At 67.4% G+C, this 23,201-nt stretch carries 16 protein-coding genes; 7 read left to right on the top strand and 9 right to left on the bottom strand.

Annotated elements, in window-relative coordinates; genetic code table 11:
- Positions 1 to 78 precede the first annotated feature (78 nt).
- Positions 79 to 2,430, bottom strand: coding sequence for a DEAD/DEAH box helicase (locus tag IE219_RS29830; RefSeq protein WP_189983170.1), 2,352 nt, complete (start codon positions 2,428 to 2,430; stop codon positions 79 to 81).
- A gap of 197 nt (positions 2,431 to 2,627) precedes the next feature.
- On the opposite strand from IE219_RS29830, the gene IE219_RS29825 reads away from it, so the two are divergent.
- Complete coding sequence (locus tag IE219_RS29825) at positions 2,628 to 3,722, top strand: TniQ family protein (protein WP_189983167.1); 1,095 nt, start codon at positions 2,628 to 2,630, stop codon at positions 3,720 to 3,722.
- A 371-nt stretch (positions 3,723 to 4,093) separates the two neighbouring features.
- Here the strand turns inward: IE219_RS29825 and IE219_RS29820 are convergent, their stop codons facing one another.
- Positions 4,094 to 4,627, bottom strand: coding sequence for a helix-turn-helix domain-containing protein (locus IE219_RS29820; protein ID WP_189983165.1), 534 nt, complete (start codon positions 4,625 to 4,627; stop codon positions 4,094 to 4,096).
- 1,118 nt (positions 4,628 to 5,745) lie between these two features.
- Between IE219_RS29820 and IE219_RS29815 the strand changes: the two genes are divergently transcribed.
- Both IE219_RS29815 and IE219_RS29805 read left to right on the top strand, forming a co-directional pair.
- Positions 5,746 to 6,006 carry a hypothetical protein gene (locus IE219_RS29815; protein WP_189983164.1) on the top strand — a complete coding sequence of 87 codons (261 nt, stop codon included), beginning with the start codon at positions 5,746 to 5,748 and terminating at the stop codon, positions 6,004 to 6,006.
- Positions 6,007 to 7,096: 1,090 nt separating this feature from the next.
- Positions 7,097 to 7,498: a hypothetical protein gene (locus IE219_RS29805; protein WP_189983160.1), complete on the top strand. Its 402-nt coding sequence runs from the start codon at positions 7,097 to 7,099 to the stop codon at positions 7,496 to 7,498.
- A 1,547-nt stretch (positions 7,499 to 9,045) separates the two neighbouring features.
- On the opposite strand, the gene IE219_RS29800 is transcribed toward IE219_RS29805, so the two are convergent.
- Positions 9,046 to 9,576, bottom strand: a complete 531-nt coding sequence (locus IE219_RS29800) for a transcriptional regulator (RefSeq protein ID WP_229850204.1) — start codon at positions 9,574 to 9,576, stop codon at positions 9,046 to 9,048.
- Between the two features lie 415 nt (positions 9,577 to 9,991).
- On the opposite strand from IE219_RS29800, the gene IE219_RS29795 reads away from it, so the two are divergent.
- Positions 9,992 to 10,582 (top strand): hypothetical protein, encoded by a 591-nt coding sequence (locus tag IE219_RS29795; RefSeq protein WP_189983156.1) that lies wholly within the window; start codon positions 9,992 to 9,994, stop codon positions 10,580 to 10,582.
- 180 nt (positions 10,583 to 10,762) lie between these two features.
- A complete protein-coding gene (locus tag IE219_RS29790) occupies positions 10,763 to 12,991 on the top strand; it encodes a hypothetical protein (RefSeq protein WP_189983153.1) in 2,229 nt (742 codons plus the stop codon).
- Positions 12,992 to 13,069: 78 nt separating this feature from the next.
- On the opposite strand, the gene IE219_RS29785 is transcribed toward IE219_RS29790, so the two are convergent.
- The 3 genes from IE219_RS29785 to IE219_RS29775 are packed head-to-tail and all read right to left on the bottom strand — an operon-like array spanning position 13,070 to position 17,312.
- Positions 13,070 to 14,848: an SAVED domain-containing protein gene (locus tag IE219_RS29785; protein WP_189983151.1), complete on the bottom strand. Its 1,779-nt coding sequence runs from the start codon at positions 14,846 to 14,848 to the stop codon at positions 13,070 to 13,072.
- Positions 14,845 to 16,311, bottom strand: coding sequence for a ThiF family adenylyltransferase (locus IE219_RS29780; RefSeq protein WP_189983150.1), 1,467 nt, complete (start codon positions 16,309 to 16,311; stop codon positions 14,845 to 14,847). The genes IE219_RS29785 and IE219_RS29780 overlap by 4 nt, the downstream gene beginning before the upstream one ends.
- Positions 16,308 to 17,312 (bottom strand): nucleotidyltransferase domain-containing protein, encoded by a 1,005-nt coding sequence (locus IE219_RS29775; RefSeq protein WP_189983148.1) that lies wholly within the window; start codon positions 17,310 to 17,312, stop codon positions 16,308 to 16,310. Before IE219_RS29775 ends, IE219_RS29780 begins: the two co-directional genes overlap by 4 nt.
- Positions 17,313 to 17,916: 604 nt before the next feature.
- Here IE219_RS29775 and IE219_RS29770 point away from each other — a divergent pair.
- Positions 17,917 to 18,996, top strand: coding sequence for a hypothetical protein (locus IE219_RS29770; RefSeq protein ID WP_189983147.1), 1,080 nt, complete (start codon positions 17,917 to 17,919; stop codon positions 18,994 to 18,996).
- Between the two features lie 14 nt (positions 18,997 to 19,010).
- On the opposite strand, the gene IE219_RS29765 is transcribed toward IE219_RS29770, so the two are convergent.
- Positions 19,011 to 20,387, bottom strand: a complete 1,377-nt coding sequence (locus IE219_RS29765; RefSeq protein WP_229850202.1) for an SAVED domain-containing protein — start codon at positions 20,385 to 20,387, stop codon at positions 19,011 to 19,013.
- A gap of 360 nt (positions 20,388 to 20,747) precedes the next feature.
- A complete protein-coding gene (locus tag IE219_RS29760) occupies positions 20,748 to 21,488 on the bottom strand; it encodes a hypothetical protein (protein WP_189983143.1) in 741 nt (246 codons plus the stop codon).
- Positions 21,489 to 21,868: 380 nt separating this feature from the next.
- On the opposite strand from IE219_RS29760, the gene IE219_RS29755 reads away from it, so the two are divergent.
- Positions 21,869 to 22,030, top strand: coding sequence for a hypothetical protein (locus IE219_RS29755; RefSeq protein ID WP_189983141.1), 162 nt, complete (start codon positions 21,869 to 21,871; stop codon positions 22,028 to 22,030).
- A gap of 729 nt (positions 22,031 to 22,759) precedes the next feature.
- On the opposite strand, the gene IE219_RS32090 is transcribed toward IE219_RS29755, so the two are convergent.
- Positions 22,760 to 23,116, bottom strand: coding sequence for a hypothetical protein (locus IE219_RS32090; RefSeq protein ID WP_229850200.1), 357 nt, complete (start codon positions 23,114 to 23,116; stop codon positions 22,760 to 22,762).
- Positions 23,117 to 23,201 lie beyond the last annotated feature (85 nt).

The raw sequence follows: 23,201 nt of genomic DNA, 5'->3' as shown, positions 1-23,201 counted from the left end.
CGGTGCCGCTGTCGGCATCGGCGGGCCGAACAGGTCCGCTGCGCGGCGCGCGGCCTGTGCCCGCCCGAGGGTGAGAGGTCAGGCCCGGGGCGTTGCTCTGGCTTTGGCCGCTCGGGGTGTTTTACGGACACCCAATTTCGGGTCCCACACCATGTGCACGCGCGCCAGGGCCTGGCGTTGTTCTTCGGTCAGGTCGCCGGGGGCTTTGCGGATCTTGTGGATCCAGGTGCCTAGGCGGACGGGGTGGTCGTTCCACAGGGTCTCGACGTGCCTGGCCGGGACTCTGAGGTGTCCTTCGCGGGTGAGGTAGGCGACTGCCGCCTGAAGGTACTCGCGGAACTCCCGGTCCCGTTCCGTGCGGCCGTGGTAGATGCTCGCGGCGCGGGGGCCGAGGTGGATGGCGAGCAGGAGCTCTGCCTGGGCGGGGTGCAGGGTGTGGAAGTTGTTGCGCTGGCGGCTGATCCACTGCCCCAGGGGAACGCCGTCGGGTGTCTTGTAGGCGTTGGGGACGTGGTCGTTGCCGTGCTGTTCGACGTGTGTTTTGGCGTAGGCGTAGAAGCGGCGCCGGGTGACGGTGAAGGGTGGGTTCCACCAGGGGTCGATGTCGGTGAGGGCCTGGTCGTGGGCGGGGGCGAGGGTGCCGGCTTTGGCTTTGCGCCGGCATTCGGCGATCCAGCGGCCCACGCGGTGGCCGCCGTGTGTGGCGTCGTGGGGTGGTGCGAGGTGTCCGTGTTGGGCGGCCCAGGCCCGGGCGTGGTCGAGCATGCGGGGAAAGTCGTCTTCGGGCGGGAGCCACAGCATGCCGAGGGTGTCGAGTGCGGTTCGGTGTTCGGGGCTGAGCCGGCCGAGGGTGTGCCGGGTCCGCTGGTGTCCGATCCACTCCCCCAGCGCGAATCCGTCCGGGCCTGTGTAGTCGGCGGGCACGTCCAGGTGGCCGTAGGTGTCGTGGTAAGAGGTGGCGCTGACGTGGGCCTGGTCCCAGTCGCCTGTGGGGGGAAGGGTGATCTCCAGGCCGAGGGCGTGGGCGATCTCGAGGGCGCGTTCGGGCAGGTGGTAGTGGACTTTACGCGTGGGGCGGCTTGTGGAGCCGCTGGTGTGCGGCATGGCGACGCGGTCGAGGAAGGTGTCGTCGTGGGCGCGCAGGGCTTGGAGGATGTTCCACAGGCCGCCGAAGCTGGTGCCGGCCAGGATGTCGTGGGCGCTGGCGCCGTCGGGCAGGTAGACGGGGATGACGAGGGTGGCTTTCTTGCCCTCGCCGGGCTGCTGGCGAAGGGCGCGGCCGATGGACTGGATGGCGTCGATGACGCTTTTGCGGGCGGCGGCGAAGACGACGGCGTCGATGGCAGGGATGTCGACGCCTTCGTTGAGGACGCGGACGTTGCTGAGGACCGCGCGCCGGCTGGTTGCGTCGAAGCCGTGGAGCAGCCACCGGCGTTGCCAGGGTTTTTGTGTGCTGTCGACGGCGTGGGACCACAGGTCGGGGATTGTCAGGTCGCCGGTCACCTGGCTGGCGGTGCCGGGAAGGGCTTTGGCGAAGGCGTGGGCGGCGGCGATGCGGTTGTGGAAGACCAGGACGCGTCGCAGGTCGTGGTCGGCGATGGCGCGCAGCACCGCGACGTGGAGGGCCGCGGTGCGCAGTCCGTTGTGGTGGCTGGTGCCGGCGGGCGGTGTGGTGAGGATGGTGCGCAGGTCGGTGTCTTCGATGACGGGCATGACGACGCGGTAGTCGGCGAGGATTTTGCGTTCGATGGCGTCGGCCAGGCCGAGGCGGTAGACGGTGGGGCCGAAGATGTCGACGCGGTCCATGGTGGCGTCGGGCATGGACTCGAACAGCGAGGTGAGGCCGCTCGCGGGTGCGGGGGTGCGGAAGATGCGCGGGGTGGCGGTCATGTAGAGGCGGAGCTTCGCCGGGATCTGGGCGTCGTCGTGGATGACGCCCCATCCTTCGTCTGAGCGTCTCGTGGCGCGGTGGGCCTCGTCGATCACCGCCAGGTCCCACGCCGGTATCCGGTACTGCTCGTGGAGGTGCCGGATGCGGGGCAGGGAGCCGTAGGTGACGAAGACGGTCACCGGGCCGCGGGCCTGCTCGATCAGCTGGGCGGCGGCATCCGTGTCGGTGGTCATGATCGCCTGCTCGGTGCCCAGGCCGCTTGTCGTCTGCTTCATCGACGAGACACCGATCGCCGTGCCGTCCCGGCCCGCCTGGCGCCATCTTTGGATGGTCTGGGCGAGGAGTTCCAGGGTGGGGACGACCACCAGGACGTGCCCGTCCCCCGCGGCCTGCTCGGCGATGTGGGCGGCGGTGAGTGTTTTCCCTGTTCCGCAGGCCGACACCACGGTGGCGCGGCGCTCGCCGGATTGGAAAGCGGCCAGGGCCGCGTCGGCGGCTTCGGTCTGGTGCGGACGCAGGCGCGGCGGAGCGGGTGTCACGTGGTGTTCCTCGGGCTCGCTGACGGGCGCCCGGCCCGGGCCCCGGTGTGGTGCTGGCGACGCACCGTACGAGGCGGGCCCAGCGGGAAGTCGGGGATCTTGGAGATCCGGCCGGATATCGCTGGTGGCGCGGGGAGTCTGAGACATTCTGCGGTTGTCTCCGGCCGAACTGGAGCGGGGTGAGGGGGCTGAGACGGGTGGCGACAAGGAAAAGCACGGCGCGGCGCAAGGCGTGGAAGACGCCAGAGCGCCTGCCGCGGCAGGCGCGGCTGATCGCGGACGAGTCGACGGGGTCGTTCATCGGCCGGCTCGCGCAGCTCAACCACATGCCGCTGGACGACCTGATGGGCCTCGTCGGCGAGGGCGGCAAAGCGATGCATCCGCGATACACCGAGGTGTACCTCAACCCGGGCGCGCTCGAGCGGCTGGCGGCACTGACCGCGCACGGCCCGGAGGTCCTGCAGCGGGCGCTGCCCAGCCTCGCGCCGCATCGCCTGCTCAAGGCGGGGCCGGGACCGGTGTGGAGGTGGCCGCAGTGGGAGGCTAGGGGCGTCTTTCTCGTGCGGGCGTGTGATCTGTGTGCCGCGGCCAGGCGGCATCCGTCGGATGTGTACCTGGTGTCGGTGACCCGGTGGAGAGTGTGCGCCCGGCACCACCGGTGGCTGGACAACCTCCGCGAGGACGGTGCGACCTGGCTGCCTCTGCAGAACGTGCCCGAGGTGGTCCGGGCGCACCGTGACCGGGCGGGGCTGGAGCGCAGGCTCGGTGCCGGCGGGCGTGCCCTGTTTGCCGATGCCCTGCACATCACGGCGTTCTGGTGGAACGTCCCCGAGCTGGGCCCGCCGGTGTGGGAAGCGCGGGGGCGGCTCCTGGGCGAGGAGGCTGGCGGTGACCTTCGTCTGGCGCCGCTCGTGTCCTACCCCGAGACCATGCGACTGGCATGGATGCTCGCGGCCCGGGAACGCCGTCGCATGCGGCGCACCTGGAGCGCCGAACACGACACGGCATGGCTTGCTGCGGTGGGCGCCATGCTGGAGGAATGGCAGATGCCCGCGGATCTCGCGCTGACGCCCGTGGACCTCTGGATGCAGCACCACAGCATGCCCCCGCTGCACCGGAGCGTCAGCCGACCAGTGCAGGGCAAGTGGCGCCAGCTGCCAGCGCCGCATCCTCACGAGGACGCCCCATCAGACACTCACCTGGAACGGATCACGTGTCTGCCGTGGCGGTTCGGCGACGAACCCCCGGAACCAGATGACACGATGACCTGGTCTGTCGCCGGCCGCGCCTGATCTCACTCCAGGTCCCGGCGGAGCCTGTGCCGGGGCACCGGCTCGCCGGCATCCGGTCCAGTACCAGTTGCGCTTCCCCGGCTTGGGTGGTGGCGACATCCGCAGGACAAGCACCACATCAGGGGGCCGAGCGCTGCCGCGGCATCGGAGTACGTAGTGATGCGGTGACCGCACCCAGCGCAAGGCACTCCTCTGCCTTCACGTCGCGATGATGCCGGGGCAGTGCGCAGCAACCTGTCCAGCAGGGGTGTCATCTGCACTTTCGGGGCGCCGTCGGTGTCGGCTGAGAACCGGAGTTCACGCTCAAGGTGGTGTTCAGCGACGGCCGGCCGGGGAGGCAGCCGGGAGAGCCGGTCCTCCTCGGCACGCTTTCAGGCGCGTGACCAGGCGGCGAGTTGGGAGCCGCTCCTGTCGCCGCAGGCCTGGACGAAGGCCAGGACGAATTCCTGACGGGGCCGACTCTGACGGCTGAGGACCCGGCCGACGGTGGCGTGGGGAAGCTGCCCGTGACCCCCGGCTCGTGCCTCGAGCTGCCGGTATGGAGGACTTCCTTGCCGGTGGTAGAGGTCGATCAGCGCGGCGTGCAGGTCAGCGTAGGTTCGCACGCAGTCCACATGGATCCGGTAGCGGAGGGGGCGCTTCTTCGCCGTCGAGTCGTACCAGGCTTGCTTCCACAGGCGTTCGGCTTCATCCGGGTCGGCGCCGCACGCTTGGGCGTAGGCACGGACCACGGCCAGGGACGGGACCCTGTTTCCGGACGCGGCGCGACTCAGCGTGGAGGCGCTGAGCGATGTGCGCTGGGCGAGGTCGAGGTAGCTGAGCTGGGCCGCATGGCGTCGGGCGCGGAGCCAGGCGGCAAGTGCGCAGGCCGCGCCGTCGGCGATGGGCGTTTCAGGCCGTGACATGTCGGCGTCCGTAAGCGCGGTCCCTCACCTGTGGCGCGCGGGGGTGTATGCGGTCTGGGGCGTTGTACAGGTTCAGCAGGGCCTCGATGAGGACAGCGCAGGTGACGGCCTGAGCCGCAGCCGGGCGCCACAGCACAACGATGAGAGCGACGACGCAGACGACTGCCGGAATGCGTAGGTGGTGAGAGGCCGCGCGCCGTCGGGTGGCGCGGATCATGCGATCAGGCATGGGGGTAATCCTTCCGCGAGCCTGCCAACAACTGGGCTGGCCTGGCTGCTTTAAGCATGGGGACCGCTGCGTGGAGCGATGCTGGCATCAGGCTCTGCTGCGGCCAAACGAGGCCGGTGTCGTTATTGCACTGGTGTCTCACCGGCTCTAAGAGCGCCCCTGTGGCCCCGCTGAGCAGTGCCTGTACGACTTGTCCGCAGGTTAATGCTTATACGTCCCAAACCTGGATGTCACCCGCAGCCCGTAGGTGATGCCGGCCTGCTTTACCGGGGTGGCAGACCGCCTCGCTCGGGCGCGGGGGCTCGGTGTGAGGCATCGGCACAGCTCGTGGCCTGATGGCCCGCCGACGCTGGCCGTCTCGCAGGCGGCGCTGTCGCATACCAATGTGGGCATGACCTGACCTGACAGATGCCGTGTTGTGTCCCACGTGAACAGTCCAGACACGGACTGCCCGCGGTGCCTGCATGGGGGTGTGTAGTGGCGAGGGCGAGTTCCGGCTTCGTGACCGGTGCCCGCTGTACCGCCGGGGATGATGAGTGCGCTGATGCACAGAATGGGGGCTGATGGCCTTTGCAGACGGTGTCCGCCGGGCAGGCCGGTGGCAGGACGCGGTGCGGCTGCTGCTCCTGATCGATGCTTCCGCCCAGTGAGCTTCTTCAGAACATCGATCGGGTGACGGCCTGATCCGTGACAGCTGAACACCGCTGCAGTTCAAAGGCCGGTCAACCCCACAGGATCATTCACCCTCTAGGGCGGCCGTTGAAGAAGCTCAGTCGGTCCCTGCAGGCCTCGTCGCCCCGGTCGAGGCAGTGGGGGTGGTGGGACACAGGTGCGTCTACAAAAGCTGGATCTCTGGCTCCGGTATCCCGGCTACCTCACCTACGAGCTCATGAACGAGTACGAGGCGCGCCCGGATGACAGCGGTCTGCTGGATCTGGCTGAGGAGATCCTCGGTTCCGAGGAACCCGATCTGCGGCGGTTCCCCATGCTCAGGAACCGTTTCGGGGCGTTCGAGGAACTGGATGAGGCGTTGGGCGCCTCTGGTGGGGAAATGCCTCATCAGCAAGACCCAGATCCTTGGCGCGAACCGTGGGGCGGAGCATGTCCATTCCTGCTGCAGCGCGGACGCGAGGTGGCAGGTGTGTCGTGAGCCACGCTCCCGGACCTACCTGCGCCGGCAGGGGGGATCCTGCGGGCTTCACGTCGAGTGGGGAACACGCTGCCTTCGTTCACAGCAGGCTGGCGAACCCTGATTCCCCGGGTTCGCCAGTCTGCTGTGCCGTTGAAGGCCATGGGAGGCCGTTCTCATCAGGGGTCTGGGTGGCTGGGAACGGATCACACGCACGAAAGGGGCCTGCCAAGGCGTTGGGACACTCAGGGGCAGAAGTAGCAGTTGTGCGCGCGAGTCGTTCTTGAAGCCGGCGTCAGGCAACCCGATGGACGGGACCAGGCCTAGCGGATCAGAAGATCAGGAGCTTCTGCGGTGGACTGTCGGGCGTCTCACTCACCATGATGGAGCCGCCCTCACTCAGCACCTGCTCGATGTAGGCGTACACGGACAAGGCTCGGTTGATGCTGTCCGTCTTGCTGTCCCCGGTCAGCTCAACGGTGCGTTCGAGTGCCTTGGACGCCCGCCCCGTGAGGTTGACGGTGACCCTCTCCAGCGGGCTGGTCGATCGCCCCGAAGCAGCTGGACGGCCTCCGTCAATAGTGGTGCCCCCAGCACTTCTCGGCATGACAGTTTCCTTCCCTTCGCGGATCCCGACCTCGCCGATCAGGAGCCAGTTGCAGCCGTTTCCCCTCGGCGAGATCGGCTTGTAGGAACACTGTGCTCTCAAAATGTGCGCGAGTCAAGCTAACGATGCAGGTTTTGAGCATCAAATTGCTGCTCCAAAGCGACCACCGGAAGCGTCAGCTCGGTCACTCACAGTGAAGTAGCACGGGAGCTGTTTCCAGCCCCACTCACACCATCACGACGGTCATCAAGACTCGCAGCACGCACCGCCGAGGCGGGGCTCCCCAGCAGTCTGAGCAACACCCCTCGACCTCCCGTGCCCCCACGCGCGCACCTTGGAAAGATTGTTGCAGCAGCACATCATTCGCACTTCTACCGCACTGACATGCACATATGACTCTGATGACATACGGCGTTCATGCATACGGCTGGTAATCTTCAAGGTGGGACACTCCCCGTCAGCCGGCGGGGGGCCGAAGTATTAGATGAGACGAAGGGGCCGAAGATGGCCGTAAGGAAGAACGTCGACCTTTCCAACGAGGAGCCGACGCGCCGGGCAGACCCGGAGATGGACCACGTCGACCTCGAGCTGACCCCCCGCGGGCTGCGCCTGCGCAGCACCCTGCGCGAGGGCTCTCCGATCTCCGTGGGCGTGGTGAGCCTGCTGCTCATGCTGGTGGTCTTCGTGCCGCCTTCTGCGGCGGGCGCGCTGGCGATGTGGGTGGGCTTCGGCCCGGTCGGCATCGCCGTCACCGCCGGCGTGACCCTGGTCGTCGCGGTGGGCCTGCTGTTCTTCGTGTACAAGAAGACGGGGTCCCATACTGACGGCCCGGCGCCGACGCGCCGTCCCCCCGCCCGGCGGCAGAAGAAGGGTGCCGGGGGCCGGGGCGGCAACCGCTCCCGGTAGTACCTGATCATCCGGCCGGTGGCCCCGGGCAGCATCGCTGCCCGGGGCCACCGGCTTTTTCATGCGTGCGCTCCGCCGCAGGTCACCAGGTGTACCGCACGGAGACAGGGCCGCCGGGACGGTCTGCATGCTGCCACGGATGCGGCCCCCAGGAACCCCGCGCGAGAAGGGCTCGGCATGCCCATGGAGATCTCCTCGCCCTCGGACACGAGCCAGGCCCACACCGCCGCGCTCCCCCACGGACTGCTCCACGCCGCGACCTTGCCGGCCCCCGCGCGTCCGGGCGGGAGCCGGCACCCGGACATGCACGCCGGAAGGCGGGCATGCACAGCCGCCGGTGTTCGGGACATCCGGACCGGAGACGAACGGCAGGGCATCGCGACCGTGGCGTCCAGTCCGGCCGGAGGGCCTCATGACCGGACCCGGCACGGCGGTCGAGACCGGTGCAGGAACCGTAAGGCGGAGGCCTTCGGCATGGCGTAACAACAGGGTGCGCGACGGCCGCAGGAGGCGATGGAGACTTCCGCCTCGCGGGACGGAGACAGGGACCAGGTGCACCTGAAGCCGAGGAGCGCGGGATCTTCGCGGCGCGGCCCAGCAAGATCCGTTCACCCCCGGGCATCTCGAAGCCCGTCTCCGTGGTCTCCGGAATCGTCCGGCGTGATTCCCCCTCGGTCTCGGCATCCACGACCGGTCGTCGCCGCTCCCCGGGAGCGACGACCGGGCCCCTGCAGCATGCCCTGCCAGGCCGCAAGCTGCCGCGAGCACGATTCCGGCACTCGACGGCACGTTTGCCAGGGCAAAGCAAGGTGCCTGGTCGAGTGCTGCTCTGCCACCCCGGTATGGGCCGGGTGAAGCCGGACACGGCGTGATGCGCCGGCTCGGGGAGGCCGAGGCTGTCCGGCCAGAAGGGCCACCACCGCCGCCTCCGCCGGCAAGGATTTCAGGCCATGGCACAAACAGGATGGTGACTGTGCGTGTGCGCCGAGGCCTCAGCACCGACATGACGGCGTGGACTCTCGCTCTCTGGGCCGCCGCACGGATTTTGGGAGTCTGCCATCCGTCCGCACACTTGCGGGGCCCTGCGAGAGTTCCCACTACGGCGGAGCCCTCGGCACCTCTTACCTCTTGTAGGGCAGTGGCGCTGTACCGGTCTGTCGCCAGCTGGACCAGCCATCAGGATCATGAGCGCGTGCAGGGCCGGAGTCCCACGCTGGCGACGACACCACCTGCCCGGCGGCTGTAGCTTCGCACGTGCAGGCAGGCCGCTTCCGCTGCCCTGCCGGCTGGGGTTCAGAGTTTCTCGCCGCGGTGCTGTTCTTCAACGTGATCACAGCCGACTAACAGGAACATGAGCGCCTCCTTGGTCCCGTACGAGTTCGTGCGGGACCAAGGAGGCACGTGGCCAGCAGCAGTCACGGACCGGCAGCTGGGCAGGCACCGTACGCGCGGGCGCTTGCACTCCCAGGCCCAACTGAGGGCGGGCACCTCGTCCGTCGGTAGCTGGCGCTTCTCGGGCTGCTTGTCAGCCGGCAGTCAGGGCGGGATCAGGCGGCAAATCCAAGGTGGGATACATAGCTGTACGCATTGTGGTCTGATCCGAGGTCGCTGACGATCGACTGCCACAGGTCATCGAGTGCGGCGTAGTCGTTGCTGCTCCAGGCGTCCACGATGGCCGCCCATTGCCTCCGTACGGTGATGCGGCGCATGCGGAGCTCCCTGCGCCGGCTGGAATCGACCTGCTCCTGGTCGACCGGGTGGATCTCGATGCGCGTGCCGCGGCCGTCATCCCACAGGCGCCGCTTGTAGTACTCGGCCAGATGGGCGCGGCGGCAGGTCCAGAACGCCCGGTCGATCTTCTTCAGGCTGGCCGGTCGGGGGCGTTGCTGTCCGTTCTTCCATCGGGCGATGGTCCGGTCTGTGGCGGTGATCCCGGCTCTGCGTAGCCAGTGGTCGTCTCGGTTGTTCCAGGTGAGGTAGCGGAGCCTGATGATCAGTCCGCGCGCGGTGTTCACCGAGGGAAGCCGACTGCTGGCCTGGTAGTCGAGCTGGCGTGCCAGTGCTTCGCCGCCGGACATGCCACGTGCTCCGTACAAGCCCAGATCACCCCAGCGTTCCTCCGGCGTGAGCGGTGCCGAGCGGGAGTCGTTTCGCATCGTGTCTTCGGCGTCCTTTCCGTGGGCGAGGTCTCACAGACTTACCGTGCGGTGAGCAGCTCGACGATCACATCAGGACAGTTCCTGGAGCGGCGGCAGAGTCGGACGACCTCTTTCGCCCTGGGCTTCGGCCGGGGCGAGACCGCACGCACGGGTGCGGCCTCCTTGTAGCCGGGAGGGCGGGATGGTCTTCTCTGATGGCTTATGGTTCTTTCTCCACCGTCCACACTGCCTCTGCCGGACTGGGCGAGTGTGGACCTGCCCTCGGGGCGCCGTCGGGAGGGATCGCAAGAAGGGTCAGGCTAGGGCCGAGTTCGTCTGCGTAATGATGGCCAGCATGGATGAACAGTGGGCGGTAGTGGTGGCTGCAGTGGCGGGCGGGGTGCTGGCGGGTGTGCCGGCGCTGCTGAGCGGCTGGTGGAGTCGCAGGAGCCAGCGGGAGCAGATCCGGAGCCAGCAGGTCTTGATGGCGGGCCAGTTGCAGTCGGCGCATCTGCTGCAGGCGGTGGAACCGCGGCGGCGTGTCTATGGTGACTTCGTGGCGCTGGTCTACCGGATGCGTTCGCGGCTGTACGAGGCGTGGGGCGACGGGCCTGGTGATGGATACGGCCGCGTGCTGCTTGTCCTGGAGGACGAGCAGTTCATTGACGAGTTGGAGCGGGTGCGGGCTCAGGTGGCTTTGGAGGGTCCTGAGGAGGTCGTTGAGGCGGCTGACAGGGTCATGGACCTGTTCTCTGCTCTGCATGGTCGGTTGCACTCCCTTGTGGAGAGTGGCGTTCTGGGCGAGTTCGCCGCTGAAGGCGAGGAGCTGGGTGTTCCCCCGGAACTGGGGGAGCTCAAGGTGCGTCTGGACGGCATGATCGCAGCGGCGCGAGAGGCGTTGTCTCAGTTCGGGGCCTCGGCTCTGCTTCCGGGGGTGCCTCGCTAGGCCGGCATCTCGTTTGTGCCTGGCTGCCCATGGCGGCAGGTCCTGAGTGGCCGCAGAGGGCCTTCGTCTGCAAAGGCATGGCGCACTCTCCAGTCCTGGGGGTAACGGGTAAGGGCCGGCGGCTGGGCGTCGATGTCAGTGGCCGTCGCTATGCTCGCGCCACCGCTAGGGGGAGGTTGCATGTCGTACGGTCTGCTGACGCCGGACGTGCCGCTCGGTCCGTTCGAAGGTGCTGTTGTCACTCTGTGGTCGGCGCAGGCGAAGGACGCGAAGCTGCACTCCACGTCCTCTTGTTCTTACGTGCGTTCCGCTTTTGTAGCTGAGCGGAAGGTGCAGCTGGACGCTTCGGCTGTCGGCCGACTGTGCACCCAGTGCGCGTCGTACGGATCGTGGGCGCGCCCCGGGACGGGGCTGGCCGTCTTCCTGGACGCGGTCACCGGCATGGGCCTGCTGTATGAACTGGACCGCTGCTGCGACGGCGAAGACGGCTTCGATGATGTGGAGCTGGACGAGGCTGCCTCGTTGCTCTTGTCTTCCTCTGTACGCGGCGAGGAGAGCGCTCAGACCGGTGGGGAGGACGCGGAGGACGATCACTGGGAGGAGGTGCGGGAAGCTCGGCGGGTGCGGGAATCCGTCGTGGCCGAGTGGCTCGACGCGCTGGTCAGCCTGCACCGCGTGCTCCGCGTCGTCGCGATGTTTCCCTGGCTGAGGTCCTGGGCTGAGCCGCGGGTGCAGCGGAAGTCGGACCGCCTTCAGGTGTTGCGGGCACGGGCCGGTCGGCTGGTCGCCCCAGATGCGCTGGTCTTGGCGGCAGCGGTGTCGGTCATGAAGGAACCGGATCTTCCTGTCGATGATCCCGCTTTCGCCCTGCTGGGTACACGCGGCGAGGTGGCGGACTCGTTGATGTCACTGTGGCGGCAGTGGCGCAGCGCGGTGGAGGACAGTTGGGACCATCCGCGTGAGCAGGAGTATCTCGCCTACCGGCTGTCCCGAGGGATGAGCAGTCGGCGCAAGGGGCGGGATCAGATGCTGGAGCGGGCCCAGGTGCTGCTGGGGGCCTGGGCGGAGGAAGCTGCCCGGCCGGTCGCAGGCGACTGCGGGGAGCGGGTCCTGGCCGTAGCTCTTGACGGGGGTTTCCTGTCGGCGTCCGGCCGGAGGGCGTCTGTGCTCGAGCAGCTCAGTCAGTGGGAATGGGGTGTGCTGGCCACGTATACGGTCTCGGTGGATTGGGCGGGGGCTGAGCCGGTCCTCTCCCTGCGAGTGCCGGAGCCGATCGCGGCCCGCCTGCTGTTGCAGCGTTCCCCGCTCGTGTACGAACATCGGGACGATGAGAAGCCCCTGGCCGGAGACAGGATGACGGCTCTGGAGATGAGCCCTGCTCTTGGGCCCGGAGTGTTCGACGACACTCCGGTGCATGGCCGCCAACTGCTGAGGCAGGAGCACCTGCGGGCCTTGCGCGACACAGCAGGCGGTACGGAACAGCTGTACGTGGTCCTGGGCCTGGGCGCCGGTGTGGAAGTGATGACACTGGGCGCCCTGGAACAGCGCTGCGCGGCCGGATGGCAGGGTGTCATTCTCGCCGCCGCGAGTGACCTCCCCGACGCTCTGATCGATGCTGCCTTGCGGCCGTCCGCCGCAGAGGCGGTTGAGAACGACGACGTGTGGGCTCGGCCGGTGTACGACCCGGAGGAGGAGGCGTTCGGCCGGAGTCTGAGCGCAGCGGAGGGCGAACGGGTCCTGGTGCGGCTGTGCAGGGAGAAGCGGGAGGTTCGTCAGGCGCTGAAATCTCTGGCTCTGGCGCGTTCGTTGCCGGATCTGCGGGATCTCGAGGCCGTCGCGGAAGACGAGCAGGGCTATCCACTCAGGCCGTTCGCCAGGGCAGTGTGGAACGGACTGCTGGCGATGGAACAGCTGGACCTGGAGCCCTTCGCACCAGAGGGAGACGAGCACTGGGCCGATGGCTCTGGCCTTCCTCTGGGAGTACTCGCCTCCGTGCAGGCATACACCACGGATGCGTTCGGTCGCTTCCAGGGCCGGGCCCACTCCCCCGGCTGCGCGCACCGACGCCCCTACGCCGGAGTTGATCGGCACGACGAGAAGGTGAGCATCGAGGAACTGCTGTACGCCAAGGGCTTTAATGCCTGCAGCAAGTGCGGCGGATACGCGGTGCGTCGGCTCAGCGATGTCCAGGTCGCCTACTACCGGGCAGCACACCGTCTGCACCACCTCATCCAGATCTCAGTTTCTGACTCTGGCACGGCCGATGTGGAGAAGTACTTGAGTCGGCTCGACGGGCTCTGCAGCCTGGATGCTCAGGCTGAACAGGCGTGGTTTCCCGACCGAGGGCAGGCCCGCCAGTGGCGGCAGGTCATCAACCGTCTGCGCGCCGGACTGCAGGCCCGCGCATGACTGTGAGCCAAGTGCGGTCGCGGCACTGCCACAGCATTGCGCGGTGGTCGCCGCGTGCCGCGATGCTTGTTGGCATGTCTATGGGTTGAGCAGGACTTCGGTGATCGGGCCGCCGGCAACACCTGGCTCGAGCACGAGGGCTGGGGCGTAGAGGGGCTTCCCAAGGGTGGCGTTGTCCCATTCGTAGACGACGGTGCGCAGTGTGTTGAGGTGTCGCCCTACAAGTAGAGCCATCGTGTACGGGCCGTGGAAGGCGAGGTGTACCTCCGCATGGCCATGTCGTGCGGCCAGTCTTTTGATCTGTTGCGCGGCAGTTGTGCTGAGCCGTGCGGCTTCGCGCGGGTCGAGGCGGTCCTCCCCGACGACCGTGAGTATGGCGGCCTCGGTGAAGCCGCCGCCGGACTGGTCCAGGAGCCGTTCGAATGCGGTGAGGTCTGGATCTGGGGTCAGGCTGACCAGGACCGCGACGCGGTTCTGGCCGTCGTGTGACTCCGATTTCCCGAAGTCGACAGGCTGCGTGTGCAGTTCCCCGGTCAGCGGATCGTCACCGGCTTCGGCAGATGCCCACAGAGCGTTTTTGGCATCGACCACCTCAACGTTGCCGATCTTGGTTTCGGGTAGGGCCGCGCCCAGGGCAAGAGCCACGGACAGATGTGCTCCGCCGCCGATACGCACTGTTCGCGCGCGCGTGGCATAGACGGCGTCGCTGGTCAGGGGCAACGTGGTCTGAAGGAGCTGGAGGCCGGTTCGTGACGGCAGGCGCCCTTCGTTGGCGGCTTGGATGCGGATGTGCAGGTCGTCCTCGCCCGCGTCCATGGCGAAGGGTACGGGGCGGGTCTGGACTCGGATCGTGAAGGGTCGGTCCTCGCTGTGGGTGGCGGGCTTGCGCTGTTCGGTTCGGTGCATCAGGAGGTCGCGCACGATCTCGCTCTCGCCGGTCGGCTGGAGCATGTTGTTCTGTTTTTTGTCGGCGAGGGTCCGGGAGGGGGCGAGTCTGAGGAGTCGGTCGGGTGCGTCGTAGTCACACTGTGTGGGGCTTCCCGCTCTGGCGGTTGTGTTCGCGATGCACAGGCTGAAGGCGGGGTGTTCGTCGAGTTGGAGCAGCCGCGGCAGCTCGCGTTCCCGGACGATGTCGCTGTGGGCGATCTCCGGTGTCACGACGAGCACGGCTGCTGAGAGTCCTTGGGTCAGGGCCTGCTCGAGACGGTCGGTTGTCGTGCCCGGGCGCAGGTCTCTGTGGTCTCTCCACACGACGAGACCGGCGGCTCTGAGCAGGTTCTCGATCGACTCGGCTTGCGGGGTTCCGTCCGATTGCCGGTAGGAGATGAACACGGGGCCGTCAGCTCGTACAGCGTCGGCGGGAAGGGGGCCGAGTGCTTCGAACCTCGGCGGCGGCGGAAGGACCGTGACTGCTTTGCTCGTGACGCGTCCCCATCGTTGGCGCCTGGTGATCCGTCCGAAGAGCGGGTGCGTTCCTTTGGGCGTGTAGACGACGAGTGCGAGGGGGCCGTCGTGGTCCCTGGCGATTGCTTTCATGGCAGTGATGTCGGTGGGGCTCGGTCCGACAGGGGCGGGATGGCTGTGCCACTCGCCGATGTAGCCGGTTGGATCGTCGCTGGCTCGCTCGGTCAGGAAGGCTGCGAGGAGCGCGTTCGCTGTGACGTCGTCTCGCACGTATCTGTGGGTGGATGCTCCTTCTCCGTCGACCTCGAGGGCATGGGTGACGACGATGTCGGTGTCTTGTCCGTAACCGAGAAGGATGCCGCCCGTTTCCTGTGGCAGCTTTTTGGCGGTGGCTACTGCGATGACCTCGTACGCCTCTTGGCGCAGATCGATCCGTGTTGCCGGCCGGGTCACTGGTGGCTCTTTTCCGGTGGGAGGTGGAGGTTGTGCGTCTCGCCTGCGGGGTGGAGAGGGCGGTTTACGAGGAGGCCGAGGGCGTGGCGGACGGTTGCGGCTGCTGCCTCGATCACTGCGTGGGGTGGTGTGGGGGATATCGGGCTCCCGCAGCCTGCTTCGAGCAGTGGGGGTGTCTCGGTGTCGGTGCTGGTTGCCGAAGGCGGGAGCGGTGCTGCGTTGCCGAGGGGCGGCAGGACGTCGATGCGGTAGGTCCTACCGTCGTTCTGGAGTGCTGCAGAGAGGATGTGTATGCCTAGCGTCTGGGCGCTCAGGTGCAGGAGGGCAGTGGTGGCGAAATCGGCTGTGGCGTTCACGACGAGGTCGTGGCTTTGCAGGTGGTCGAAGACGTCAGCGGCTGATGTGAGTGCGTGGTTGATGGTGGTGATGTTGTTGGCCAGGGTTCTGTTGTGCTTGACGAGGTGTTGCTTGACTGCTTCGGCTTTCAGCAGGCCGACCGTTTCTGGTCCCACAAGGTGGCGGACGAGGTTTCCAGGCATGACGACATCGCCGTCGATGAGAGTGAGGTGACGCACGCCGGAGCGTGCCAGCGTGTCGGCGATGAAGGATCCCAGGGCGCCGGTGCCGACGATCGCGACCTTGGATTCACGCAGTTCGGGAGCAAGGACGCCTGCGCGGATGGTCCGCGCTATTTCGGTGTCTGCGGCCGAACGCAGTCGTGTGACCGCTGTGCCTGCTTCCTTCGTGGGTGCTACGTCCAGAAGGATCACGCCCTCGTGGGTGCCGCGCCGGTAGAGCAGCACGACGGCGGTGATCGAGTGCCGGCGAATTTTGCGGTCCAGGTCCGCGCTCGAGGCGAGCCGGGCGGAGATGTCCGCCCAGGTCCGCGGCGGTGCGTCCAGCTCGCCCAGATCGGCTACATATCCGAAGCGGTGCTTGTTGCGCGTACGGGGCTTCTTGGGACTGGTGCCGGGCCCGATTCGCATCGTGTTGTTGTTGGAGGGGCTGAAGCGGACGAAGTGGCCAAGGTATGGGCGGAGGTCGCCATAGAGGTAGAGACGGTGGTCTGCGGATTGCTGGAAGTACCGGTCGAGGTCCAGGTCGGGTCGGTCGCCCCTCCAGCCGTTGTCCGCCTGGTCGAACCACGCTGTGACGTGGGCGAGGAACGCCGGTGCCTCTGCCCACCACAGCCCTTCGTGATCGTCTTCGGCGACCAGGCACAGGCCGCCGTCCGGTTCGCGGTGCCAGGACCAGGGCACCGCGTCGTGATCGACCGGCTCTACTCTCGGGGGCACGAACGGAAAGCGGGGCGGCAGGTTGATCAGGACACGGGTCGTTCCTGTCGCGCGCGGGACAGGTCCTTCCCATCCTGCTTCGACCTCCTTGAACCTGGCGCGGATCAAGCCTTCCTCAAAGTGCTGCCGGGCGTAGGCGACGTTCTCGTCGAAGTCGTCAGGGGTCACCCGAAGGTCGCCCTGCCGGCAGGAACGGCGCGAGCGCCGGGCGAGATGGCCGATGCCTTCTTGCTGCCGTCGTCGTTGAAGCCGTTCGGCATCGGGAACACCGTGTCTCCATCGCCGTTCGTTCCCAGCAGTTTCCGGAACGCCAGTGCAGCCTGCCCCTCGTCCTCCTCCGCTAGCGCTGCTTCCGCCGACGCTGCAGCGTCGGCGAAACGCTCACGCGCGGTGTTCAGTTCGTCGTCGGTTGCTCGGATGCTGATGGTGTGTCCCGGCAGTGTCGGATCTGTCACCGCAATGCCGTAGGTCACGAAGTTGTCGACGATCTTGCTGACCTCCCGCAGAGCGGAGACGTAGTACTCCGCCTGGTCGTCGCCCGAGACCAGGCCCGAGGCGAATGCCTGGTAGGCCGCCATCTCGATGAAGAATCCGCCGAGCTTCTTCTTACCGAGCAGGGCACGACGGGTCTGGCGGAGCAGCTTGACGGTCGGTACGTAGTACTCCTCGTGGTCCGCGTTCATCGCGCTGGACAGTTCCGTCAGCCCGTCGGGGTTCGTGCGCACCCACTTGTTGTCCTCGCCTTTCTGCGGGATCTCCCACGTACCGTCGCCGTAGGGCCGGGCCGGCACCGCGTCGACGTAGAGGTCGTAGTCCGGGAAGGAGACCTGCAGGCTGCGGTCCTGACGCTTGGTACGTCGGCGCCCGTCGGCGTCGGTGCGGAACTCCGCGTGCAGGACCTTGAAGAACCTGTCGAGGATGTCCTGCGAGGTCACGTCCCGGGGGACATCGGCGAGGCGCACGAATACGTCGACGTCCTTGATCCTGCGGATCGACACGTTGCGCTTGTAGGAGCCGATCAGTACCGGGCTGACGCCGTACTCGGCGAGCTTCGGGTCGGCCTTGAGAGCATCGCTGACGAGGTGATGAGCCTCCGGCGCGTTGTCTTTGTCGGCGCCGGGCTCGATGGAGCTCAGCGCCGTCTTGAACTGCTGCTTGAGGTGAGCCATCAGGCCCTCCGATCCTCGTTGTCAATGCGTCGGACAGCGGTGAGTCTGGCTCACCGGTGACAGGGTCAGGCTGGTCAGATGGAGGCAGCAGCCTGGTGGAGGAAAAGCCGTTGGGGCTGCGTCGAGCAGCTTGTCGGTCCCATGCCACGTGCCTCCTCGGCGAGTCGTTCAGCCAGGGTGCACCCTGCGGTGTTCAGCCCCCGGGTTGGAAGCTGGTGACCGCGAACCGGCATCTGTGTGGCTGCTCCTTCACCACATTACGACTCACCACTGACAAACCCGCTGCACCGGAACTAAACGATCACGCAGGGGGGCTTCTCTCCGTGTCGGGCCCACGGATCCGTGCAGGTGGGAGGCGTATTCGCCGGTCGACTGTCTCCTGCTGGGAAGCTCCGCGAACGAGCCCCGGCGCCCAGCGTCGGCCGGCAGGAGGCCAGGAGCGCCGCGGGCAGCTGGAAGATCTGTACTCCGCCTTTGGAATCCGGGGCGCGCAGCAGCACACTGCGGTACGTAACGGTGGCCAGAGAGAGTGGGGGCGTGTGTGAGATGGCATCGACAGCTGAGAAAACTGCTGTTCTCCCGGGAAGGCTGCGGCACCGTACTGATGGCGGCCTTCACAGCCGTTGCGCTCGGCGTCGTGCCGAGCATCCTGGAACAGTGGACCACGCGCCTGTGGGTGTTCGGCGTAGTCTTCGCCGGCGCTCTCGCCCTGGTGCTGGTGGGGTGGGTTCTGCAGCGCCCGCGCGGGCTCGGCGTGGTGGTCAGTCTCTACCCGGCAAGCCGTACGCAGGGTTCGCGGGTCGTAGCACTCAAGAACGCTTCTCGCGGTGCACACAACGTGACGCTGGTCGTCGACCGAGCAGCCCTGTGGCCAGGTGAAGGGTCCACGCAGGGCGACTCGGACGTTGTCGACTTCGTCGCCCGGCTGATCGATGCGCAGGTTGAGGAGTTGCGCTCAGGAAACCGGACCGAGCCCGAAGTGGTGCTGTATGTACTTGCGCATCTACGGGACGGATTCCGTCTGGGGCGTCGTCTGGCCGACGATCCCCAGTTGTCGCTGAACGTCATGCATCTGTCGCAGCAGGCTGGTCGTTCGCTGGTTCCTGGAGTCGGCCTGAGCAGCTCGCTTCGTACCCCGCTCGATGCCCATCAGCGCAATCAGGTCAGCCGGCACCTGGACGCTGCCGGGACAGGCCGTCCGCGGCTCGTGGAGCTACCCGCCGAAGCAGGACAGCGACGCCATCACATCGCGGTGATCGTACGCCTGGCATCAGCCGGCTCCATGGTCGACGACGCCCTTCACATAGCGGCAACCGGACAGACCACCTACGGGTCGGGACACCACACCGGCTATCAGCTGCCAGGCACGGACACAAGCGGTGTAAACGGTCCGTGCGGCGCCTACGTCGTCAGCGACATCGGAACCCCTTACTTGCCCGACGATTCGGCTCTCCACGCCGCGGTGACCACCTACGTCTGGGAGTGCTGGCTTGCCGCGCGGCAGGAATGGGCCCAGCGCCTCGGCGGCAACGCGGCAGTGGAGGGGTTGTTGTTCTTCCATGGCCCGCTCCCGATCGCGGTCGCACTGGGCTGGCTTACGGCCCGCGACCGCATCACGCTGGTCCACCACGATCTGCAGCTTGCACAGGGCGCAGCACCACCTCCCCCAGCGGATTCACCGTGAGGATGCGCGGCTCCTCACGCGTCTATGGCGAAGGCCTTCTCATACACCTGAAGTGCGTTGACGTCCTCGTACACGATGGTGGGGCGCAGTCGGTTCCACCGGTTGCCGAGCAGCAAGGACAGGCCCATCGGGCCGGCCTGGAAGAGGTGGATCGCGGGGTTGGCACGACACTCACGGCGCAGAAGGTCCCGAATGCCGACGGCCAGCGCGTTGGCGGCAGCCGCATCCGGCACGGAGTTGTCCTTCGCTCCCGCAGGCGGGCGCAAGACCAGCAGCCGGGACACAGGCACCTGCTGTTCGCGAAGAAAATCCAGCACATCCTGCGTCGGGTCGGTGGCGACCGCCACCGCCACGGCGAGATCGGGCCCGAGTCCGAGGGCATGCTCGTCGACGGCCGGCGCAAGCGGCGTCTCGTACTGCGTCGTGGATGACCACAGCTGCCCACGCTGGACCACGGCCAGGTCGACACCGGCCACCATCCGGAAGGCTGCCCCGACCACGAACGCAGGTGCCAGACGAAGGCTGCCGGTGACAGCAACCGCGGTCGTGCCAGGCGGCATCCGGTGCGGCGCGGATTCGATGTCCGTCTGCAGTTGAGCCCAGGTCGCCGGGGACAGCGGGCGCCGCTTCAGATAGGCCGAAGCTCCCTCGAAGCGGTCCGTCCAGTCCACCGCATAGTCCGCGTCCTCAGCCATCGGATCCGGCTTCAAAGTGGCAACGGACACCACCGCACGCGATGAGCCGGCTTCCAGACGCAGAGCCCGGATCGCCTCTTTGATGTCTGCCAGCGACAACCGACGCTGCCCTGCGGCAACCTGGCGCGCCACCCAGTCGGCGCCGGCGTGCATCGACTCCTCGTCGAACCGCAGTCCTGCAGCGAACATCAACATCTGCAAGTGCTCGTGCAGGTGCCCCACGTCTCGCGCCAGGTCGAAGCGCAGCACCTTCAACAGCTCCAGCAGCTCCTCCTCGGTCAGCCCGGCGCCGTGGGCCCAGCGCCCGCGTGCCTGCCCCCGCTTCGATCTGGGCCCCTGTTGCGCCGCCTTGGGCAGGAGCAGTTGAGTGCGGGAATCCCGAAGTGAGACCAGCGGATCGCCCGCGTCCGGGAACCGGTTGCTCAGCAACGCGAGATCCACCGGCGTACTGTCCTTGGCGAGCTGTCGCCAAGCCTTCGCCAGCTTGTGCAGGATCGACGGGCCGCCCTGGTCACTGGGGCTGAGTAGATAGTCCTCGTTGACCGGGGTGGAACTGTCTACGGCGTATTTGACCTGCATGTATGTGTGAGGCGGCGCCTGCCGCCACAGGACGACGTCATCCACGTTTCCCACGCCGCCCACCTCGACGCCGACCGCCACCACCGGGTTCGGGACGCGCAGCTCGAAGTCCCGCACAGCCGTGACACATCCCTGCCACGCAACCAGCCACTGATAACGGTCACCAGCAATACGAACCCCCGTCGAACTCGGGGCCGGAAAGTCAGACATAGAGCGCAATCCCCCACAAGCATCAGGCCGGCAGAGTCAGAGAACCCCGGCAGGTCCTCCACATGGCGGAGTTCTCCCGGAAGGGGCGAGTATGGCACCGCGCTCTGACAGTCAGGCAAGGCCGCCCTCAGCAGCAGGCGTGACCGGAACCGCGCAACTCAATGGATTGACATGGACCATGCATTTCGCGCCTCAGTGGCGGCTTCGCGGCGTGCACGGCCGGCCGAGTCGATGCCCCCCGGGGGAAGCTGTTCAGCTCTGGTTCGCCTACGCACGCCTGCGGAGGGTCTGGCCCTGGTAGGCGTGGGAGAGGGAAGCGAGGTGCTGTCGGGCGTTGCGCAGTTGGTCTGACGGTTCGCGCAGTGCGGGGTCGAGGAGCTGGACATCGTCGGTGAAGTCGCGGAAGCCGATACTCCGCCACAAGGCGGCGATCTTCTTCGTGGCTTGCTCGCGGTAGGTGCGGGGGACCTTGTGAGCGCCGTCCGGCAGCTCTCCCAGCCCGGGTTGGGCTGCCACCGCGCAGCAGCCGCCGGCCAGGCGCCGGATCGCCTCCGCGGCAAAGACCGGTCCCAGTCCGAAGCCGCGCCACTCCTTGTCCAGGAACACCCGGTCCAGGATGAGCAGATCGCCGACCGGGCACTCGATGAACTCCTCGAAGTCCTGCGAGTACTCGTTGGTTCGGGCGTCGAAGACAGTGGCGGCGATGGACTCCAGGTCACCGGACTCCGCGTCGGCCGCCTCCCACCGGTTGTCGCCGGTGTAGTCCCTCAGCCGCCACAGCTGAAGGTGGCCGATGCTGCTGCCGTTGTCGATCCGGTCCTGACACGCTTCGGTACAGCCGCCTTCACACTCGTCTTCCTCGAAGTGGTAGGCGCGGATCGACACGTGCCACGCCTCGAGGGTGTCCTCGAAGTCGTAGGGCTCGGCAGGGTGCTGGTGACTGTAGGACAGTCGAAGGTGCGCGGGGTCGGCAGGCAGTTCGGAGGCGGGACGACGCGTCGTGGTCATAGCGGCGAAGGCTATCCGTGGGCACTGACAATCCTTCGTCGCCCGGGCGCAAGGTGTCGCTGTGCAGCCGGGCTGGAGTGGCTTTCAGGCGCCTACCTGCGCCGGCGGTCCCCGCCTGCCGGGCACGGCCTCGGCGTCACTCATTGACACGCCCCCGACATCTTTCGCGTCCCCGCCAGCGTCCCTCCTCAAAGGATTTACCTCTGTAGTTGCAACATCTCGAATTCAAACTGCCGCATCACAGTTCAGAGGCATGATCCGATCGAAGCAGGATGTAGCCATGCAGGTCAGGCCACCTAGAAATTCCCACCATTAGAAGTGCAACAACCCAGCTCAAGGAGATAGTCATGTTGCAACTACACAGGTAACCGACACCCGTCATGAGCGCCATCGCCGCCACCGCCCTCGACATCCGCCACGGCATCACCACCGCCGTCATCGTCAACGCCGCCATCGTCCTCACCGGCACCCTCACCACCGCCCTCTACCTCCGCACCAGGACACCCGGGACGGCCGCGCCCTCGGGCAGCTCCACCTCGTGACGAACCGGTCATACGGCCGCCGGGGGCCGCGGTCCGCATACGACGCCCTCACGAAAGGAACGTCCGATGGCTCCGCATACCCGGCTTCAGTCGTCTCCGGCCAGCTGGAAGCGGGTACGTGTCCCCGCACCTGGCCGCCCCGTCCCGGGGCTCGTCCTGAGGCCCGAGCGGCCGCGCGCCGGCAGATGGCTGGTGTGGGCGCACGGCGGAAGCCGGCACGCGGACATGGTCCGCGACCTTCTCTCCGGTCTGGAATGGGCGGAGCCGGTGCGGAACCTGCTGCTGTGGCGGGCCCGCGCTTTCGCCGAGCGCGACCTCGGCGATCCGGGGCCGGCCCCGTCGGCCGTGGCCGCCTGCCGCAACGGCTCCTTGCGCGGCCTCCACCAGGTCTTTCAGGGCGAGGGCGTCCGCGGCTGGATCAGGTGGCGGCGGCTGGAGCGGTGTCGTACCGCACTCGGTGGCGAGGGCTCTGGCGCCGGCCAGGTGCGGATCATCGCGGCGCGGTGGGGATTCAGTGGCCCGGCGGTCTTCGGCCGGTGGTTCCGTGAGGCGTACGGGATGGGTTCCAGCGGGTACCGCGCGCCGCGTACGGCGGAGCCCTGCGCCGGGAACCGGCCGTCGGGACGCCTGAGTCGGCGGCTTGAACGGGCGGTGCCCCCGCCGGTTCGGGACCGGCGGGGGCGGCCTGTGTCAAGCTGCTCCGGGCTCCGGTGGGCGGGGGGTGTCGGGTCAGTTCCAGACCTCGCCGTAGAAGTAGCCGCCCGTGCCCCGCAGGTAGTAGTGCTGTCCGTACAGTCCTCCGGTGCAGGTCTGCTGCCAGCGGAAGCCGTTGGTGGCGATGGAGCCGACCATCACGCCGGTGTCCGCGTCCCAGAGTTCGGCGCGTCCCCACTGGGCGATGGCGTTGTGCTTGCCCCCGAAGCAGACCTGGTGGCCGCTGTTGGCCGGGATGCTGGAACTGGTGCAGAGCGTCCCACCCGAGGTGGAGCACGAGGACGTCGCGGCGCTCGCCGTGCCGGCGGTGACCAGCCCGAGCGCGGCCACCGCGGTCGCGGTCGTGACGATCTGGGCAAGTCGCTTCTTCATGTCGATTCCCCCATGTGGTGTACGAAGTCGTTCGAACGCGAGCGAGCCTATGAGGGTGATCGCGCTGTCGCTGTGCATCCCGCGC

This window comes from Streptomyces termitum (genome assembly GCF_014650175.1).
In the GTDB taxonomy this organism is placed as follows: Bacteria; Actinomycetota; Actinomycetes; order Streptomycetales; family Streptomycetaceae; genus Streptomyces; species Streptomyces termitum.
Note: the sequence above shows the minus strand (reverse complement) of the source record. Positions and strands in the feature narration are given on the sequence as shown.

Coding starts and splice junctions, on each gene's coding strand:
- IE219_RS29805 (WP_189983160.1), top strand. CDS start 7,097: ATGGCCGTAAGGAAGAACGTCGACCTTTCCAACGAGGAGCCGACGCGC.
- IE219_RS29815 (WP_189983164.1), top strand. CDS start 5,746: ATGAACGAGTACGAGGCGCGCCCGGATGACAGCGGTCTGCTGGATCTG.
- IE219_RS29775 (WP_189983148.1), bottom strand. CDS start 17,312: ATGGCTCACCTCAAGCAGCAGTTCAAGACGGCGCTGAGCTCCATCGAG.
- IE219_RS29800 (WP_229850204.1), bottom strand. CDS start 9,576: ATGTCCGGCGGCGAAGCACTGGCACGCCAGCTCGACTACCAGGCCAGC.
- IE219_RS29790 (WP_189983153.1), top strand. CDS start 10,763: ATGTCGTACGGTCTGCTGACGCCGGACGTGCCGCTCGGTCCGTTCGAA.
- IE219_RS32090 (WP_229850200.1), bottom strand. CDS start 23,116: ATGAAGAAGCGACTTGCCCAGATCGTCACGACCGCGACCGCGGTGGCC.
- IE219_RS29795 (WP_189983156.1), top strand. CDS start 9,992: ATGGATGAACAGTGGGCGGTAGTGGTGGCTGCAGTGGCGGGCGGGGTG.
- IE219_RS29820 (WP_189983165.1), bottom strand. CDS start 4,627: ATGTCACGGCCTGAAACGCCCATCGCCGACGGCGCGGCCTGCGCACTT.
- IE219_RS29755 (WP_189983141.1), top strand. CDS start 21,869: ATGAGCGCCATCGCCGCCACCGCCCTCGACATCCGCCACGGCATCACC.
- IE219_RS29760 (WP_189983143.1), bottom strand. CDS start 21,488: ATGACCACGACGCGTCGTCCCGCCTCCGAACTGCCTGCCGACCCCGCG.
- IE219_RS29770 (WP_189983147.1), top strand. CDS start 17,917: ATGGCGGCCTTCACAGCCGTTGCGCTCGGCGTCGTGCCGAGCATCCTG.